This window comes from Roseococcus sp. GW821-FHT12F05 (assembly GCF_058806835.1).
On sequence record NZ_JBXAQB010000004.1, the window covers coordinates 1 to 15,177 of the forward strand.

Genomic DNA, 15,177 nt, shown 5'->3' on the forward strand with positions numbered 1-15,177 from the left:
GCGCATACCTTCTTCTCAGCCATCTGCATCGCAGCAGCCGTCATCTTCTGGATCTAATCAATGAGTCCTGAGCCTAGTGCCTGGGCATTGGAGATCGCATCCGGTTTACGGTCGCATCTGTCGCGCCTGGCGGCGCGGGAGCGTGGCAAGGTCGCGACGCAAGGCACCCTTGCCCAAGCTTGCGCTTCGCGGGACGCCGTCTCTCGGCTAGGAGGCGCGGATGGACAACAGCATGGCCACCAAGCCCCGCAGCCCGCTGAAGGGCGACCCCTACCGCGCCTTCGAGGAGCTGCCGGCCGAGGTGCGCCGCGCCCTGCAGGAATCGCTGGTGGACTGGTGCCCGCTGCGGGCGCGGGAATGGCACCTCCATCTCATCCGGAAGGACCGTCTCCGTCCGGCCAAGGCGGCGGCCATGCTCGTCCGGACGATCCGCAAGATGGATCAGGCCGAGGTGGCCGCCTTCGCCAGGACATGGCCGAAGGGGGCGAAGGCCTATCCGCACGTGGCCGCCCAGGCGACCATCCAGCGCTATGCCGGGAAGGCCGGCATTCCCTGAGGGATCGCGTCCTCTCCGCGGCGGCCCACGGGGAGCGCGGGCCGGTCATCGCTGCAGGCCCCAGCGGCGGATGGTGCGGGCCTCGAGGCTGCGGAAGACCACACCCTCCACCACGAGCCCGATGGCGATGACGGCGAGCAGCCCGGCGAAGACCTCGTCGATCTGGAGGTTGTTGCGGCGCTCGAAGATCAGCCAGCCGAGCCCGCCGGAGCGCGAGGTGGTGCCGAAGACCAGCTCGGCCGCGATCAGCGTGCGCCAGGCGAAGGCCCAGCCGATCTTCAGCCCCGCGATGACGGCCGGCAGCGCGGCGGGCAGCAGGATTCGCATCGTCAGCCGCCAACCGCGCAGCCCCAGATTCTCGCCGACCCGCCGCAGCGTCGGCGGGATCGCCTGCACGCCCGCATGGGCGTTGAGCGCGACGGCCCAGAGCACGGAGTGAGTGATGACGAAGACGAGGCTCGGCGTGCCCAGCCCGAACCAGAGCAGCGCCAGCGGCAGCAGCGCGATGGCGGGCAGCGGGTTGAACATGGCGGTCAGCGTCGCGAGCAATTCGCTGCCGAAGCGGCTCGCCACGGCGAACAGCACCAGCAGCGTGGCCAGGGCGAGCCCGGCGCCATAGCCCAGCGCCAGCACCTCCAGCGAGGCCAGCGCGCGCGCCGGCAGCTCGCCCGAGACGGTCAGGCGCCAGAAGGCGGCCAGCGTGGCGCTCAGCGTGGGGAAGACGAGGTCGTTGTCGATCCAGCGGCCGTAGCCCTCCCAGGCCAGGCCCAGCACGAGCAGCACGCCGGCGCGGCGGAGGGCCGGACGCCAGACGGCCTCGGCGGCGAGCGGACCCGCGCTCGGGCCGATGCGCGTGCCGTCAAACATGCGCGGGCTCCGGCAGCAGGAGGCCGCGCAGATCGGCCTGGAGCGCCTCACGCGCCGCGCCGTCCTCCGGCACGTCGAGCATCGCCTGCACGCGGCCGGGATGCGGCGAGAGCACGAGGATGCGGCTGCCGAGCAGCACCGCCTCCTCGATGGAATGCGTCACGAAGAGCAGGGTGAAGACATGCTCGCGCCAGAGCCGCAGCAGTTCCTCCTGCATGCGGCGGCGCGTCAGCGCGTCGAGCGCGGCGAAGGGCTCGTCCATCAGCAGCAGGCGCGGCCGCGCGGCCAGGGCGCGGGCGATGGCGACGCGCATCTTCATCCCGCCCGACAGCGTGTGCGGGAAGGCCTCGCCGAAGCCGGTGAGGCCGACCTGGTGGATCAGCGCCGCGGCCCGCGCCGAAGCTTCTTCCCGGGACACGCCGGCGAGCCGCAGCGGATAGGCGATATTGGCCGCGACACTCTTCCAGGGCAGCAGCTGGTCGAATTCCTGGAAGACCATCATCCGGTCCGGCCCCGGGCGCCGCACCGGCACGCCATCCAGCAGCACGCGCCCCACGCTCGGCTGCAAAAAGCCGCCCACGGCCGCGAGCAGCGTCGACTTGCCGCAGCCGGACGGGCCGACCAGCACCAGACGCTCGCCCTCCGTGAGGGAGAAGGACACGTTCTCCACAGCCGTGACCGTGCCGCCGCTGATAGCCCGGAAATGGACCGAGACCTGCTCGAGGGCGAGAACTGGCGCGGGCATCGTCAGGAGCCCACGCCCTCATGCGCCTCGGGGAAGAAGACCTCCTGCCAGCGCTCGATGCGCGTCGGGATCTGGCCGATGCGGTGCTGGAACTGCGCGAAGTGCAGCACGCCCTCGGGCCGCGCGGTGAAGTGGTGGTCCGGATGGCGGATCAGCGCCTCCACGAAATCCACGGAGAGCGAGGAGCGCTCCGCGCGGACATAGAGCTCGGCCGCCTCGCGCGAGTTGGCCGATATCCAAGCATTCGCCGCCTCCTGCGCCGCGAGCAGCGCGCGCAGCGTGCGCGGATTCGTGTCGCGCCAGCGCTGCGTCGCGTAGAGCAGCGTCACGCTGTGCGCGCCGCCGACCACGTCGTAGGAGGAGAGGACGCGGCGGATTCCCTCGTGCTGGAGCTGCTGGTTCTGGAAGGGCGGATTGCCGAAATGCGCGGTGATCTCGCTGCGGCCGCCGATCAGCGCGGCCGTCGCATCCGGATGCGGCAGGCTGACGGTGATCGGGTCGAGCCTTGCATGCTGCCCCGGGCCGAACTCCTTCTCCGCCGCCATCTGCAGCGTCACCGCCTGGAAGGAGACGCGCACCGCCGGCAGGGCGATGCGATCCTGCGGGGTGAAATCCCGGATCGTCTGCACGGTCGGGTTGCGCGTGTTCAGCCAGAGCGGTGCGGCCACCAGCGAGGAGATGGCGTGCACCTTGAGGTTGCTCCGGCTGCGCGCCCAGAGCAGCACCACGGGCGGGATGCCGGCCGAAGCGATGTCGAGATTGCCCGAGAGCAGCGCGTCGTTCATCGCCGCGCCGCCGCTCACCTGGACCCAGCTGACATTGGGCTCGGGCAGGCCGGCGGCGCGGGCCTCGCGCTCGATGAGCTGCTGCTCGCGGATCACGGTGAGTGGCAGGTAGGTGATGCCGAACTGCACGGCGATGCGCAGGTCGCGGGCCTCCTGCGCCATGGCCGAGCCGTAGAAGGACGCCGCCAGCGCGCCGCCGAGGATGCCGCGTCGGGTCGCGCTCATGCCGCGAGCCTCCCGCCCTTGACGGTGACGCGAGAGCCGCTGCGAACGTGGGGAAAATAGTCCCAGATGGCGAGGTGCTGCACCGCGCGGTTGTCCCAGAAGGCGACCGAATGCGGCTCCCAGTGGAAGCGGATCTGGAAGTCGGGCTTCTCCGCGTGCTGCCAGAGATGGTTCAGGATGGCCTCGCTCTCCTCCTCGCTCACCTCGTTGATGCGGTAGGTGAAAAGGCGGTTCACGTAGAGGCCCTTGCGGCCCGATATGGGGTGGCGGATCACCACCGGATGTGTGGCGCTCGGGAAGATCCGGCCGCGGTCGTCGATGCCGTTCAGCGCGTTGCGGCGGCGGTAGTTGCGCTCGCCGGAATGGAAGGCGGTCAACCCCTCCAGATAGGTCTTCAGCCGCGGCGAGAGCGCGTCATAGGCCGCGGCCAGGCTGGCGAAGAGCGTGTCGCCGCCGATCGGCGGGGTGGTGTGGATGTGCAGGATCGAGCCGAGCGGCGGCTCCTGGAAGCAGGAGACGTCGCTGTGCCACTTCTCGCCGGCGATGACCTTGGAATCGGCATCGGCGTGGATGGGCAGGATCTCGGGATGGCCCTCTGGCCCCGGCGTGTTGGGGTGGATGTCCAGCTCGCCGAAATAGCGGCCGAAGCGCTTCTGGCCGTCGAAGTCGAAGCGCTGCTCGCGGAAGAACAGCACGCCGAACTCGCCGAGGGCGCGGTGCAGCTCCTCGACCTGGCGGTTGGTGAGCGGGCGGGTGATGTCGATGTCCTGCACCTCGGCGCCGACATGCGGCGAGACGCGGTGCAGCGTCAGGGTCTCGTAGCTCATGGGGATGTTCCTTCGGGGACGAATTCCGTGTTGCGGAAGGCGCCGGCTCAGCGGCGGGCGGCCTCGCGGCGACATCGGGCGAAGGGGCGGGAGGCGAGGGTCAGAACAGCCAGGCGAGCAGGGCGACGAGCAGGAAGACGCCGGCCGTGATCAGCGTGAGCTCCCCGGCCGGGAGCCAGAGCCTGGGTGCGTCGAATTCGCTGAGAACCATGTCGCAGACGTCCTCCTCCAGCCGCGCTCGGGCGGCGCGCGAGGAACCGGCCGGGCTGGCACCATTCACCATTATGTTTCGTCCAACGTATATAGCACATTATTCAACGGTGAATACGTTCATGTGATTTGTCCAGCCATTCGCTGCCAAATTCACGCGGTAGGTGCGTGCAGATCGCATACGAGCAGGAAGTCAGGTCAAGATACTGAAAAATATAATGGAATTCTCTCGGAGATGGGCTGATGAGTGATCCGCTGAGAGATGCCACAGGTCAGGGTTGTCGAGGTCGGTAAGGAAAAATTCAGCTACATCAACAGCATAGTAAACACATAAATTAATCGTTATAAATTGTTGACTCCCATTTTTCATCGTGAAATCTTTTCCGGGATGGCCGTCACCGCGTCGGCCGCAAGGTGGAAAGACCGAATGCCCTCCTCACGCATCCCCTCGGCCTGTCCAGGCGCCCGGACCGCAGACCGGAGCTGTTGACCGCTCGCGGGGCAGCCCCCCGAGCCCCGCCTCCCATCGCCGAACATCCCACCATCACGCCGGCGCTTCCGCCGTGCATCGGAGCTTCCCCATGACCCAGCACAGAATTCCGGGCCGCCGCGCCCTGCTCGCCGCCTCGGCCGCGCTCGCCGCCGCGCCCTTCGCGCCGGCCCTTGCCCAGCAGCACGACCACGCCGGGCACCACCCCGCGCCGCAGCCCACGGCCGCGGCGCGCCTGCCCGAGCGGGTGAAGCTGAAGCTCACCTGGAACGCGACGGCGCTCTGCACCTCGCCCATCGCCGTAGCGGACCGCGAGGGCATCTTCGCCCGCTACAACCTCGACGTGGAGCTCATCAACTTCGGCGCCTCCACCGAGGCGCTGCTGGAGGCCATCGCCACCGGCCATGCCGATGCCGGCGTCGGCATGGCGCTGCGCTGGCTCAAGCCGCTGGAGCAGGGCTTCGACGTGCGCATCACCGCCGGCACCCATGGCGGCTGCATGCGACTCCTGGGCGGCAAAGGCACCGGCATCACCGAGGATCTCGCGAGCCTGCGCGGCAAGACCATCGGCGTCACCGACATGGCCGCCCCCGACAAGAACTTTTTCTCCATTCTGCTCGCCCGGCACGGCGTGAATCCCGAGCGTGACGTGACGTGGAAGGTGTTTCCCGCCAATGTCTTCGAGCTGGCGCTGAGCCGCGGCGAGGTGCAGGCCATCGCGCTCGGCGATCCGCTGGCCTTCCAGTTCCGCAAGCGCCTCGACCTCATCGAGGTCTCGACAAACCTGCACGAGGACTACGCCCACCGCGCCTGCTGCGTGCTCGGCGTGCGCGGCAGCCTGATCCGCAGCAACCGCCCGGTGGCCGCGGCGCTCACCCAGGCGCTCATCGATGCGCAGCAACTGGTGAACGGCAACCACGACCTCGCCGCCCGTACCTTCGCGGCCTATGCGCCCGGCGGCGTGAGCGTGGCGGAGATGTCGGAGATCCTGCAGACCCACACCCACGGCCACAGCCCCGTGGGCACGCAGCTGCGCGACGAGCTGCAGGCCTACATCACCGACCTGAAGCGCATCAACGTCATCCGCGCCAACACCGATCCCGCGCGCATGGCCGAGCGCATCACCGGCACGGTCTTCGCCTGAGCATGAGCACCTCGGTTCCCTTCGCCCGCGAGGCGCCGCTGGCGTTTCGCGGGCCCGCTTTGTGGTGGTCGGGCCTGCTGGCCGCCGCCGCCTGGGCGCTGGCCGCCTATGTCACGCACCACTTTCCCGACCAGTCGGAGATCGTGGAATGGACGCAGACGGGCAACCTCGCGATCGCGCAGGCCGCGATCGCCATAGGTCTTCTCGTCCTGGCCTTCACGGCAGGGCTCGTCCCGCCGCTGTTCCGCCGGGTACAGGGGCTCGGCCCCTGGTTCGTGGCGCTCGGCCTGTTCTTCGCGATCTGGCAGGCAGTGACGGCAAAATTCTCGCTGCTGCCCATGCCCTTCTTCGTGCCGCCGCAGCAGCTCGTGGAGGTGTACCAGGACGACTGGGTGCGGCTCGGCCAGAGCGTGCTCGCCTCGCTCTGGCTGCTGGCGCGCGGCTATGCGCTGGGAGCCGCCGTGGGCTTCGTCGTGGGCGTCGGGCTCGGTTGGTCGCCGCGCTTCGGCTACTGGGCGCATCCCGTCATGCGCTTGGTGGGGCCACTGCCGGCGACGGCCTGGCTGCCGCTGGCCTTCTTCCTCTTCCCCTCCTCAGCAAGCGCCAGCACCTTCCTCATTGCGCTGGCCACGGGCTTTCCGGTGGCGGTGCTCACCTGGTCGGGCGTCGCCTCCGTCAATCCCGACTTCTACGACGTGGCACGGACGCTCGGCGCGAACCAGCGCTTCCTCGTCCTGAAGGTGGCGATCCCCGCCGCGCTCCCGCATGTCTTCGTCGGGCTCTTCATGGGGCTCGGCGCGAGCTTCGCGGTGCTGGTGGTGGCGGAGATGCTGGGCGTGCGCGCCGGCCTCGGCTGGTATCTCAGCTGGGCGCAGGGCTGGGCGGCCTACGGCAACATGTACGCGGCCCTGCTGGTGATGGCCCTGATGTGCTCCGGCCTCATCACGCTGCTGTTCAAGCTGCGCGACCGGCTGCTCTCCTGGCAGAAGGGGGTGGTGAAATGGTGAGCCTCGACCTCCTCGACCGCCCGGCTTCCTCGCTGTCGCCGGGCGCTGCACTGGACCTGCGCCATGTCAGCCATGCCTACAGCCTGAAGGGCGAGCCGCTGCCGGTGCTGGACGACGTGTCCCTCTCCGCCGCGCCCGGCGAGTTCGTGGCGCTGCTCGGCCCGTCCGGCTGCGGCAAGTCCACGCTGCTGCGGCTGGTGGCAGGGCTTGAGCCGCCGGCGCAGGGTGAGCTCTCCGTCGACGGAGCACCCGTCACCGGTCCCGATCCTTCGCGCGTCGTGGTCTTCCAGGACCCGACGCTCTACCCCTGGCGCACGGTCTGGAAGAACGCGGCGCTGGGGCTGGAGGCGCGCGGGCTGCTGAAGACCCACCGCGGCCGGGTGGATGCCGCGCTGGAGCTGGTGGGCCTGCACGGCTTCGCCGACGCCTATCCGCACCAGCTCTCGGGCGGCATGGCGCAGCGTGCGGCACTGGCACGGGCGCTGGTGAACGAGCCGCGGCTGCTCATCCTCGACGAGCCGCTCGGCAAGCTGGACAGCCTCACCCGCATCGCCATGCAGGGCGAGCTGGTGCGGCTCTGGCAGCGCCAGGGCTTCACCACGCTGCTCGTCACGCATGACGTGGAGGAGGCGCTGCTGTTGGCCACGCGGGTGGTGGTCTTCAGTCCGCGCCCGGCGCGAATCCGTGCGGAGCTTCCGGTGGAGCTCGACTATCCGCGCCACCGCGACGACCCGCGGCTGGTGGAGAAGCGGCGCGAGGTCCTGGCACTGCTGGGCGTGGGCGATGCGACGGACTGACGCGGCCGGCGCCCTCGTCCTCGCGCTGGTCCTGGCGGCGAGCGCCGTGGCGCTCGCGGAGGCGAGGGGAGGGGCCCGGCTGGACGGCGTGATCTGCCGGCTTGGCCCGGTCGCCGCCGCACAGCCTTAGGCCGGTGACGGCGCGCGGGCGGCCAGTCGGTCGCCCGGCCGGAATCGGCCTTTTCCATGTTCACGTCCCGTTCTCGACGCGCTAGGCTGTCACGGATGGATCGCGACGCGCCCCGCAAGATCATCCACGTCGACATGGACGCCTTCTACGCGTCGGTGGAGCAGCGCGACGATCCCGCCCTGCGCGGCCGGCCGGTGGCGGTCGGCCACGGCGCGGCGCGCGGCGTGGTGGCCGCGGCGAGCTACGAGGCGAGGGAGTTCGGCGTCCGGTCCGCGATGCCCTCCGTGACGGCGCTCCGCAAATGCCCCGAGCTGATTTTCGTCCGGCCCCGTTTCGAGGTCTACCGGGCGGTGTCGCGCCGGATCCACGGCATCTTCGCCGACTACACGCCGCTCATTCAACCGCTGTCGCTGGACGAGGCCTATCTCGACGTGACCGGGAACCGCCGAGGCCTGCCGACAGCCTGGGCGACCGCCAGGGAGATCCGCGCCCGCATCCTCGAGGAGACCGGCCTGACCGCCTCCGCCGGGATCTCCTACAACAAGTTCCTCGCGAAGCTCGCCTCGGCGCAGCGCAAGCCGAACGGCCAGTTCGCCGTCACGCCCGACATGGGGCCGGCCTGGGTGGAGACGCTGCCGGTCGCGCGGTTCCACGGCGTCGGCCCGGTGACGGCCCGGCGCATGCAGGCGCTGGGCATCGAGACCGGCGCCGACCTCCGGACGAAGCCGATGGAATTCCTGCAGGCGCATTTCGGCAGCGCCGCCGCCTGGTACCACGCGATCGCCCGCGGCGAGGACGACCGGCCCGTCGATCCGGACCGGACGCGCAAGTCCTCCGGCTCCGAGACCACCTTCGATCGCGACCTGGTGGAGCCGTCCGAGATCGAGGCCGGCGTGCTGCGGATGGCCGATGACGTGTGGGACTGGTGCGAGAAGGCGCAGGCCTTCGGCCGGACCGTGACGGTGAAGGTGAAGTTCGCGGACTTCCGGCAGGTCACCCGCAGCCGCAGCCACGCGGCTCCGGTGGCGGAGCATGGACAGCTCCGCCAGGCGAGCCTGGACCTGGTCCGCTCGGTCTACCCGCCCCGGAAGGGCATCAGGCTGGTCGGCGTGACGGTCTCGAACTTCGACGCGGCCCTCGGCGAGGCCAGCGACCTGCCGTTGTTCGGAGCCGGGGAGGCGGCCGGCGCGGTCTCCGCGCCGGTCCTGTCGGAAGCATCCTGATGGGCAATCCCGGTTGGCTCACTCCGCCCGGATGTTGTGCGACTGGATCAGCCGCGTGTAGGCCTCGGTCTGCTCCGCCAGCCAGCTTGCGAAGGCCTCCGGCCCATCGGTGCGCTGCGTGGCGCCGAGCTCGACGATCCGCGCCGCGAGCGCGGGTTGCGCCAGCGCGTCGCGCATCGCGACGTGCAGGCGGCTGATCAGCACGGGCGGCGTGCCGGCGGCGACCAGCGTGCCCTGCCAGGTTCCGGCGTCGGTGCCCGGCCAGCCCAGCTCGCGGAAGGTCGGCACCTGCGGCAGCTGGGCGAAGCGGGTCGGGCCGGTCACGGCCACCGGCCGCATCTGGCCGTTCGTCGCGAAGGGCAGGGACTGCGTCGCACCGGCCATGGTCAGGCTGGCCTCGCCCGTGCTGACGGCGAGCAGCGCGGGCGCGCCACCGCGATAGGGCACGTGCTCCATCGGGCTGCCCCAGGCGTCCGCCAGCATGACGGCGGTGAGGTGCGAGGCCGTCCCCGTGCCGGAATTCGCCGCGTTCAGCCCGCCGGGACGCGACCTGGCATAGGCGACGAGCTCCGCCGCGTTCTGGACCGGCAGGTTGTTGGCCACGCCCAGGATATAGGGCGCGTAGATCACCATGCTGACCGGCGCGAGATCCGAGGGCTTGTAGGACAGCCGCGGGAAGAGGGCCGGGTTGGTCGCGATCGTCGTCACGTCCAGCAGCACGATGGTGTGGCCGTCCGGCGGGCTCTTCGCCACGAAATCGGCGCCGATGTTGCCGCCGGCGCCGGGGCGGTTCTCGACCACCACGTTCTGGCCGAGGGTGCGCGTCAGCTCCGGGGCCATGAGGCGCGCCAGGATGTCGCTGGTGCCGCCCGGCGCGTTCGGGATGATGAAGCGGATCGTGTGGTCGAAGCCCTGCGCCCGCAGGGCCGGTGCCGCGAGCGGTGACGACGCGGCGCCCAGCGCCGCGCCCAGCATGAAACGACGATTCATTCTTGGTTCCTCCTGGATGGGTTGTAGCCCGGCCGTCAGGCCGCGTCCGCCCTTTTCCCAACCTCGGCGAGAGAACGGCCCAGCCGCTCCAGCAGCGTATCGATGTCGCGGATATCCTCCGGCGTCAGCCGCGGCCCAGGCTGGCGCATGGCGGCGCTGCGGATGGCGCCGCGCCGGCGCAGCACCTCCTTGCGCGCGGCGACCCCCCAGAAGCCCTGGCCCTCGTAGTTCAGCAGCGGCAGATAGCGGTCGAAGACGTCGCGCGCCGCCTCGCGCTGGCCGGCGGCGTGCAGCCGGTAGACCTGGGACAGCATCTCCGGATGCGAGAAGCCGGACATCGGGCCGTCGGCGCCGTGGTCCAGCTCCGTCGGCAGATAGAGCGCGTTGTTGCCGGTCAGGATCGCCACGCGGCGACCCTGGCCGGCGCGCAGGCGGGTGATCTTGGCGGGGCTCGGGATATCCTCCTCCTTCACCACCTGGATCTGCGGGAAGGCCTCGATCAGCCGCAGCATCGAGGGCACGGACATCCAGACGCCCGTCGTGAAGGGAAAATCCTGCAGGACGGTCGGCACGTCGCCGATGCGGCGGAACACCGCGTTGAAGTAGCCGAACAGCTCCTCCTCGGTGCGCAAGCCGTTGGGCGGGGCGATCATCACCCCCGCCGCGCCGAGGTCCATCACCTTCGCCGTCAGCTCGGCCAGCGCGGCGAGGCTCGGGTTGCTCACGCCGACGACCACGGGATGGCTGCCCGCCCGCTTGATGAACCGGCCGGCGACGGACAGCGCCTCCTCCGCGCCGAGCTTGCCGGCCTCGCCGCTCACGCCCAGTACCACCAGCCCGTCCGCGCCGTGGCGGAAGTAGAAGTCGGTCAGCGTGTCGACGCTGGCGAGGTCCAGCGCGCCGTCCTCGGCGAAGGGCGTCTGGGCGATGATGTGGACGCCCTTGGTATGGTCGAGCATTCGTTCGTTTCCTCAGCTGGGCCGCAGGGCTCTGCGCAGCCCGTCGGTGATTCGGTTCATCTCGGCCTGGAAGGCCGGGCCGTCCAGATAGCCCTCGGTCGCGCCGGTCCGCTCGATGAAGGTGCTCCAGGCCGGGCTCGCCATGGCCTCGCGGAAGCGGTCGTGCAGGCTGGAAGCGGCAGCATCGGACAGGCTGGCCGGCGCCACCAGCCCCTTCATGCCCTCCACCTGCACGTCCCAGCCCAGCTCGCGCAGCGTCGGCACGTCCCGGAAGCGCGGGAGCCGCTCGGCGGAGGCGACGGCGAGCAGGCGGATCTGCCGCGTGTCCAGCAGCCCGCCGATATCCTCCGGCGCCACGCCGGTCAGCCGCACCGTGCCGGCGAGCAGCGCCTGCAGCGCCGGCGCGCCGCCCTGATAGGGCGCGTGCAGCAGCTCCGTCCCGCTCGCGCGCTCCAGCAGGACGTAGAGCGCGTGGTAGATCGAGCCGATGCCGGAGCTCGCGTAGGAGATCTCGCCAGGCCTCTGTCGCGCCTCCTGCAGGATCTCCGGGAGGCCGGCGGCCGTCTCGTTGCCGCGCGCCACGAAGATGAGCGGCTGACGCGTCAGCCGGATGATCGCGCGGAAGGAGGTCCTGGGGTCGTAGGGGACATCGCGGAAGGCCGGCAGGGTGAGGGATTCGCTGCCGCCGGCGATGAGCAGCGTCTGCCCGTCCGGCGGCAGGCCCGCGACATGCTGGGCGGCGAGCGCGCCGCTCGCGCCCGGGCGGTTTACAACCACCAGCGGCGTGGGGAAGAGCGGCGCCGCGGCCTGGGCGATGGCGCGGGCCGGAAGGTCGGAATTGGCGCCCGGCGGGAAGCCCACCACGATCTCGATGGGGCGCGCCGGCTGCCATCCGCGCGCCTGCGCGTGGGCGTGCGACGCCATGGGAAGCGCCGCGAGCGAGAGCGCCGTCCGGCGCCGGGTGATGTTCATGTCCGTTTCCCTCCAGCCGCGCCGCCCTATCCGGGCGGTCGCACCACGTTCTCCAGCGGCGCTCCCGCCTCCAGCCGCCGGATGTTTTCGGCGATGAAGGCGTAGCGCCGTTCCATCAGCCCCTCCGTCCAGCCGGCGATGTGCGGCGTCGCCCGCAGGTTCGGCAGGGTGTGGAAGGGGAAGCGCGAGGGCGGGCAGTCCATCTCGCCGGGCTTGGGATGGCGATACCAGACGTCCACGGCGGCGCGCGCGATGCGGCGGTCGAGCAGGGCCTCGAACAGCGCCTGCTCGTCGGCCACCTCCGCCCGCGCGACGTTGATCAGCAAAGCGGAGGGCTTCATTGCGGCCAGCTCCGCCGCGCCGATCAACCCGCGCGTGGCGTCGTCCAGTGGGCAGCAAAGGACCAGCACGTCGGTCTCCGGCAGCACCTCGCTCAGCCGCGCCACGGGCAGGCTGCGGTCCGCCGCCGCATCCGGCTGGCCGCGGCGCGTGAGGGCGATGATACGCATCCCCAGCGCCCGGGCGCGCGACGCGATCATCCGTCCGATATGGCCGAAGCCGACCAACGTCATGGTCCGGCCGCTCGCCTCGCCGTGGAAGGGCCGGGCGGCGTGGACCGCGGGCCAGCTCCGGGCATCCAGCTGAGCCGGGAGCTTCGCCAGTTCCAGCACATGCTCCAGCACGGCGAAGATCGCGTATTCGGCGACGGGAATCTCGTGCTCGAAGACGTTGCAGGCGGTGCAGCCTTTCGGCAGCACTGACAGCGCGAGGCCGTCCAGGCCAGCGCTCGGCGTCTGGAGCAGCCGGCATTCCAGTCGCCCCGCCTCCTCTGTATTCACATGGGTGGAGACGACGACATCGGCGCGGATCGGCCCCTCCACCGGCAGCTTCGGCATCGGCACGACCTCGTGACCTGCGCCGAGCAGCGCGCGCAGCCGCGGTGCCTGTGGGGCATGCGCGCCGACGATATGGATCAGCATCGCGCGCCTACGACTTCGCGCTCTCGCGCACCACTGCATCCGGTCGCGTGCGCACCGCATCCTGCAGCTTCATGCCGAGCCCCGGCGCCGTGGGCGCCTGCACCATGCCGTTCCGCAGCACGGGCAGCTCCGTGACGAGGTCGCGGTACCAGGTGGCGAGCGTCGCGCGCACCACCTCCTGGAAGATCGCGGTCGGCGCGTGGAGTGCGAGGTGCAGGCCTGCCATCAGCGTCACCGGTCCGGTGCAGTCGTGCGGCGCCAGCGGCTTCGCATAGGCCTCGGCGAGGGCCGCGATCTTGCGCCCTTCCGTCAGCCCGCCGCACCAGGCGAGGTCGAGCATCACCATGTCGAGCGCATCGCCGGCGAGCAGGTCGCGGAAGGGCACGACGCCGCCCAGCGTCTCGCTGCCGCAGATCGGCGTGCGGGTCTGGCGCCGCAGATCGGCCAGGGTGCGGACGTCGTCCATCTTGCCGATGGGATCCTCCGCCCAGAAGACGCCGACATCCTCCAGCGCGCGGCAGATGCGGATGGCGGCGTGGCTGCTCCAGAGGCTGTGCAGCTCGGCCATCACCTCGATCCGGTTGCCCACCGCGGCGCGAATCTTCTTGAAGGGCTCGAGGCCGGCCTTGAGGTCCTCCAGCGAGATCATGTGGCCGCCCGAGGCCTCGGCGTAGATGTCGAGCGGCCAGATCTTCATGGCGGCGTAGCCCTCGGAGACCAGGCTTTCCGCCAGCTTCCCGGCGTCGCGCATGAAGGCGACCTGGTCGTCATAGGGGCCCACGGCCTCGTCCTGCCCGGAGATGTCCCGGCGGCCGCCGGCGGTGTTGTAGGCGTAGCCGGCGCAGGTGTTGTAGGCGCGGATCTCGGTGCGCACCGCGCCGCCCAGCGCCTCATGCACGGGGATGCCGTGGCGCTGCCCCGCGAGGTCCCAGAGCGCGATGTCCACGGCGCTCGCCGCGCGGATCTCGGCGCCCGCGCTGTGGAAGCCGAGATAGGGCGTCATCAGGTGGCGCGAGACGGCCTCGATGCGGCGGGAGTCGCGGCCGAGCAGGAAGGGCGCCACCTGTTCGTGGATGACGGCCTCGACCGCCTGCGCGCCCCGGAAGGATTCGCCGAGGCCGGTCAGCCCCTCCTCGGTCTCGATCTCCAGCCAGATCAGGTTGGGGCGTTCGGCGATGCGGATGGTGCGGAGGCGGGTGATGCGGGACAAGCGGAAGGGCTCCTATTCGGCGCTGATGCGGTTGGCGCGGATGACCTGGCCCCAGCGGACGGCCTCGCTGCGGAGATGCTCCGCCATGCGCTCCGGCGGCCCGCCCAGCGGCACCACCGCCGCCTCCTGAAGGCGCTGCCGCACCGCGGGATCGGCCAGGGCTCGGTTGAAGGCGGCGTTCAGCGCCTCGATCACCGGGCGCGGCGTCCCGGCGGGCGCGAGGAAGCCGAACCAGCTCTCGATGACGAGGCCATGCGCCAGCTCGGGCAGGCCGGATTCCGCGAAGGTCGGCAGGTCCGGCAGTTCCGGCGTACGCGTGGCCGAGGCGACGGCCAGGGCGCGCACCGTGCCCGCGCGGATTTGCGGCAGGATGGAGGGCAGGTTGTCGAAGAACACGTCGATGCGGCCGGCGACGAGGTCGGTGATGGCCGGGCCGCTGCCGCGATAGGGCACATGCACCCAATCCATCCCCAGCAGCCCCCGCATCAGCTCCGGCGCTAGCTGGTTGGAGGCGCCGACGCCGGAGGAGCCGAAGGTGATCGTGCCGGGCCGCGCGCGCACCAGCGCCACCAACTCGCGGACGTTGTGTGCCGGCAGCGTGTTGCGGACGGACATCACGTTGCGCACCGCGCCCGTCAGGATCACCGGGGCGAAGGAGCGGTCGAGGTCGTAGCCGGGATTGGCGTAGAGGAACGGGTTGGACGCGCAGGTGCCGATGGTGCACTGGATCAGCGTGGTGCCGTCAGGCTGCGCCCGCGCCACCTCCGCCGTGCCGATATTGCCGGCCGCGCCGGCCTTGTTGTCGACCAGCGCGCCCTGGGGCAGCAGCGGCCCGGCCGCGGCGGCTAGGATGCGCGCGACGATGTCGCTGGTGCCGCCGGGCGGGAAGGGCACGACGATCCGCACGGGACGGTCGGGCAGCTGGGCCGAGGCGGCGGAAGCCCAGAGCAGCAGTATGGCCAGCATGAGACCCCGGCGGGCCATGGCGGCATTTCCTCGATGGTTCGCGTTGCCGGGAGACTTCGCCGGCCTGCCAGATCTGTCAAATGGATTCGACATT

The 15,177-nt window shown here is 70.7% G+C and carries 16 protein-coding genes; 6 read left to right on the forward strand and 10 right to left on the reverse strand.

The window, feature by feature from the left end; genetic code table 11:
* Positions 1 to 220 precede the first annotated feature (220 nt).
* Positions 221 to 556 (forward strand): DUF6525 family protein, encoded by a 336-nt coding sequence (locus AC1ROY_RS11860; RefSeq protein WP_493149029.1) that lies wholly within the window; start codon positions 221 to 223, stop codon positions 554 to 556.
* Positions 557 to 601: 45 nt separating this feature from the next.
* Here the strand turns inward: AC1ROY_RS11860 and AC1ROY_RS11865 are convergent, their stop codons facing one another.
* The 4 genes from AC1ROY_RS11865 to AC1ROY_RS11880 are packed head-to-tail and all read right to left on the reverse strand — an operon-like array spanning position 602 to position 4,005.
* Positions 602 to 1,423: an ABC transporter permease gene (locus AC1ROY_RS11865; RefSeq protein WP_493149030.1), complete on the reverse strand. Its 822-nt coding sequence runs from the start codon at positions 1,421 to 1,423 to the stop codon at positions 602 to 604.
* A complete protein-coding gene (locus AC1ROY_RS11870; RefSeq protein WP_493149031.1) occupies positions 1,416 to 2,168 on the reverse strand; it encodes an ABC transporter ATP-binding protein in 753 nt (250 codons plus the stop codon). Before AC1ROY_RS11870 ends, AC1ROY_RS11865 begins: the two co-directional genes overlap by 8 nt.
* Positions 2,169 to 2,170: 2 nt before the next feature.
* Positions 2,171 to 3,178 (reverse strand): ABC transporter substrate-binding protein, encoded by a 1,008-nt coding sequence (locus tag AC1ROY_RS11875; RefSeq protein ID WP_493149032.1) that lies wholly within the window; start codon positions 3,176 to 3,178, stop codon positions 2,171 to 2,173.
* Positions 3,175 to 4,005, reverse strand: a complete 831-nt coding sequence (locus AC1ROY_RS11880; RefSeq protein ID WP_493149033.1) for a TauD/TfdA dioxygenase family protein — start codon at positions 4,003 to 4,005, stop codon at positions 3,175 to 3,177. The genes AC1ROY_RS11875 and AC1ROY_RS11880 overlap by 4 nt, the downstream gene beginning before the upstream one ends.
* A 791-nt stretch (positions 4,006 to 4,796) precedes the next feature.
* Here AC1ROY_RS11880 and AC1ROY_RS11885 point away from each other — a divergent pair.
* The 5 genes from AC1ROY_RS11885 to dinB all read left to right on the forward strand — a co-directional run bounded on the left by AC1ROY_RS11885 (position 4,797) and on the right by dinB (position 9,006).
* A complete protein-coding gene (locus AC1ROY_RS11885; protein ID WP_493149034.1) occupies positions 4,797 to 5,849 on the forward strand; it encodes an ABC transporter substrate-binding protein in 1,053 nt (350 codons plus the stop codon).
* A 2-nt stretch (positions 5,850 to 5,851) separates the two neighbouring features.
* Positions 5,852 to 6,856 carry an ABC transporter permease gene (locus AC1ROY_RS11890; RefSeq protein WP_493149035.1) on the forward strand — a complete coding sequence of 335 codons (1,005 nt, stop codon included), beginning with the start codon at positions 5,852 to 5,854 and terminating at the stop codon, positions 6,854 to 6,856.
* Complete coding sequence (locus tag AC1ROY_RS11895) at positions 6,850 to 7,653, forward strand: ABC transporter ATP-binding protein (RefSeq protein ID WP_493149036.1); 804 nt, start codon at positions 6,850 to 6,852, stop codon at positions 7,651 to 7,653. Before AC1ROY_RS11890 ends, AC1ROY_RS11895 begins: the two co-directional genes overlap by 7 nt.
* Positions 7,640 to 7,783, forward strand: a complete 144-nt coding sequence (locus AC1ROY_RS11900) for a hypothetical protein (RefSeq protein WP_493149037.1) — start codon at positions 7,640 to 7,642, stop codon at positions 7,781 to 7,783. Before AC1ROY_RS11895 ends, AC1ROY_RS11900 begins: the two co-directional genes overlap by 14 nt.
* 95 nt (positions 7,784 to 7,878) lie before the next feature.
* Positions 7,879 to 9,006, forward strand: a complete 1,128-nt coding sequence (gene dinB, locus AC1ROY_RS11905; RefSeq protein WP_493149038.1) for a DNA polymerase IV — start codon at positions 7,879 to 7,881, stop codon at positions 9,004 to 9,006.
* A gap of 18 nt (positions 9,007 to 9,024) precedes the next feature.
* Here the strand turns inward: dinB and AC1ROY_RS11910 are convergent, their stop codons facing one another.
* Genes AC1ROY_RS11910 through AC1ROY_RS11935 form a run of 6 tightly spaced genes read right to left on the reverse strand, consistent with a single transcriptional unit; the run spans position 9,025 to position 15,101 of the window.
* Positions 9,025 to 9,996 carry a Bug family tripartite tricarboxylate transporter substrate binding protein gene (locus AC1ROY_RS11910; RefSeq protein ID WP_493149039.1) on the reverse strand — a complete coding sequence of 324 codons (972 nt, stop codon included), beginning with the start codon at positions 9,994 to 9,996 and terminating at the stop codon, positions 9,025 to 9,027.
* Between the two features lie 35 nt (positions 9,997 to 10,031).
* Positions 10,032 to 10,955 (reverse strand): dihydrodipicolinate synthase family protein, encoded by a 924-nt coding sequence (locus tag AC1ROY_RS11915; protein ID WP_493149040.1) that lies wholly within the window; start codon positions 10,953 to 10,955, stop codon positions 10,032 to 10,034.
* A gap of 12 nt (positions 10,956 to 10,967) precedes the next feature.
* Positions 10,968 to 11,927 carry a Bug family tripartite tricarboxylate transporter substrate binding protein gene (locus AC1ROY_RS11920; RefSeq protein WP_493149041.1) on the reverse strand — a complete coding sequence of 320 codons (960 nt, stop codon included), beginning with the start codon at positions 11,925 to 11,927 and terminating at the stop codon, positions 10,968 to 10,970.
* A 26-nt stretch (positions 11,928 to 11,953) separates the two neighbouring features.
* Positions 11,954 to 12,907 carry a 2-hydroxyacid dehydrogenase gene (locus AC1ROY_RS11925; protein ID WP_493149042.1) on the reverse strand — a complete coding sequence of 318 codons (954 nt, stop codon included), beginning with the start codon at positions 12,905 to 12,907 and terminating at the stop codon, positions 11,954 to 11,956.
* 7 nt (positions 12,908 to 12,914) lie between these two features.
* The gene (locus AC1ROY_RS11930; protein WP_493149043.1) at positions 12,915 to 14,117 is read right to left on the reverse strand and encodes a mandelate racemase/muconate lactonizing enzyme family protein; all 1,203 of its coding nucleotides are present in this window, start codon (positions 14,115 to 14,117) and stop codon (positions 12,915 to 12,917) included.
* Positions 14,118 to 14,129: 12 nt separating this feature from the next.
* Positions 14,130 to 15,101 (reverse strand): Bug family tripartite tricarboxylate transporter substrate binding protein, encoded by a 972-nt coding sequence (locus AC1ROY_RS11935; RefSeq protein WP_493149044.1) that lies wholly within the window; start codon positions 15,099 to 15,101, stop codon positions 14,130 to 14,132.
* Positions 15,102 to 15,177: the final 76 nt, after the last annotated feature.

What these genes read in the sequence shown, in the direction of transcription:
- AC1ROY_RS11870 (WP_493149031.1), bottom strand. Translation starts at nt 2,168, where the DNA reads ATGCCCGCGCCAGTTCTCGCCCTCGAGCAGGTCTCGGTCCATTTCCGG.
- AC1ROY_RS11875 (WP_493149032.1), bottom strand. Translation starts at nt 3,178, where the DNA reads ATGAGCGCGACCCGACGCGGCATCCTCGGCGGCGCGCTGGCGGCGTCC.
- AC1ROY_RS11865 (WP_493149030.1), bottom strand. Translation starts at nt 1,423, where the DNA reads ATGTTTGACGGCACGCGCATCGGCCCGAGCGCGGGTCCGCTCGCCGCC.
- AC1ROY_RS11935 (WP_493149044.1), bottom strand. Translation starts at nt 15,101, where the DNA reads ATGGCCCGCCGGGGTCTCATGCTGGCCATACTGCTGCTCTGGGCTTCC.
- AC1ROY_RS11925 (WP_493149042.1), bottom strand. Translation starts at nt 12,907, where the DNA reads ATGCTGATCCATATCGTCGGCGCGCATGCCCCACAGGCACCGCGGCTG.
- AC1ROY_RS11885 (WP_493149034.1), top strand. Translation starts at nt 4,797, where the DNA reads ATGACCCAGCACAGAATTCCGGGCCGCCGCGCCCTGCTCGCCGCCTCG.
- AC1ROY_RS11880 (WP_493149033.1), bottom strand. Translation starts at nt 4,005, where the DNA reads ATGAGCTACGAGACCCTGACGCTGCACCGCGTCTCGCCGCATGTCGGC.
- AC1ROY_RS11860 (WP_493149029.1), top strand. Translation starts at nt 221, where the DNA reads ATGGACAACAGCATGGCCACCAAGCCCCGCAGCCCGCTGAAGGGCGAC.
- AC1ROY_RS11900 (WP_493149037.1), top strand. Translation starts at nt 7,640, where the DNA reads ATGCGACGGACTGACGCGGCCGGCGCCCTCGTCCTCGCGCTGGTCCTG.
- AC1ROY_RS11890 (WP_493149035.1), top strand. Translation starts at nt 5,852, where the DNA reads ATGAGCACCTCGGTTCCCTTCGCCCGCGAGGCGCCGCTGGCGTTTCGC.
- AC1ROY_RS11910 (WP_493149039.1), bottom strand. Translation starts at nt 9,996, where the DNA reads ATGAATCGTCGTTTCATGCTGGGCGCGGCGCTGGGCGCCGCGTCGTCA.
- AC1ROY_RS11915 (WP_493149040.1), bottom strand. Translation starts at nt 10,955, where the DNA reads ATGCTCGACCATACCAAGGGCGTCCACATCATCGCCCAGACGCCCTTC.
- AC1ROY_RS11920 (WP_493149041.1), bottom strand. Translation starts at nt 11,927, where the DNA reads ATGAACATCACCCGGCGCCGGACGGCGCTCTCGCTCGCGGCGCTTCCC.
- AC1ROY_RS11895 (WP_493149036.1), top strand. Translation starts at nt 6,850, where the DNA reads ATGGTGAGCCTCGACCTCCTCGACCGCCCGGCTTCCTCGCTGTCGCCG.
- dinB (WP_493149038.1), top strand. Translation starts at nt 7,879, where the DNA reads ATGGATCGCGACGCGCCCCGCAAGATCATCCACGTCGACATGGACGCC.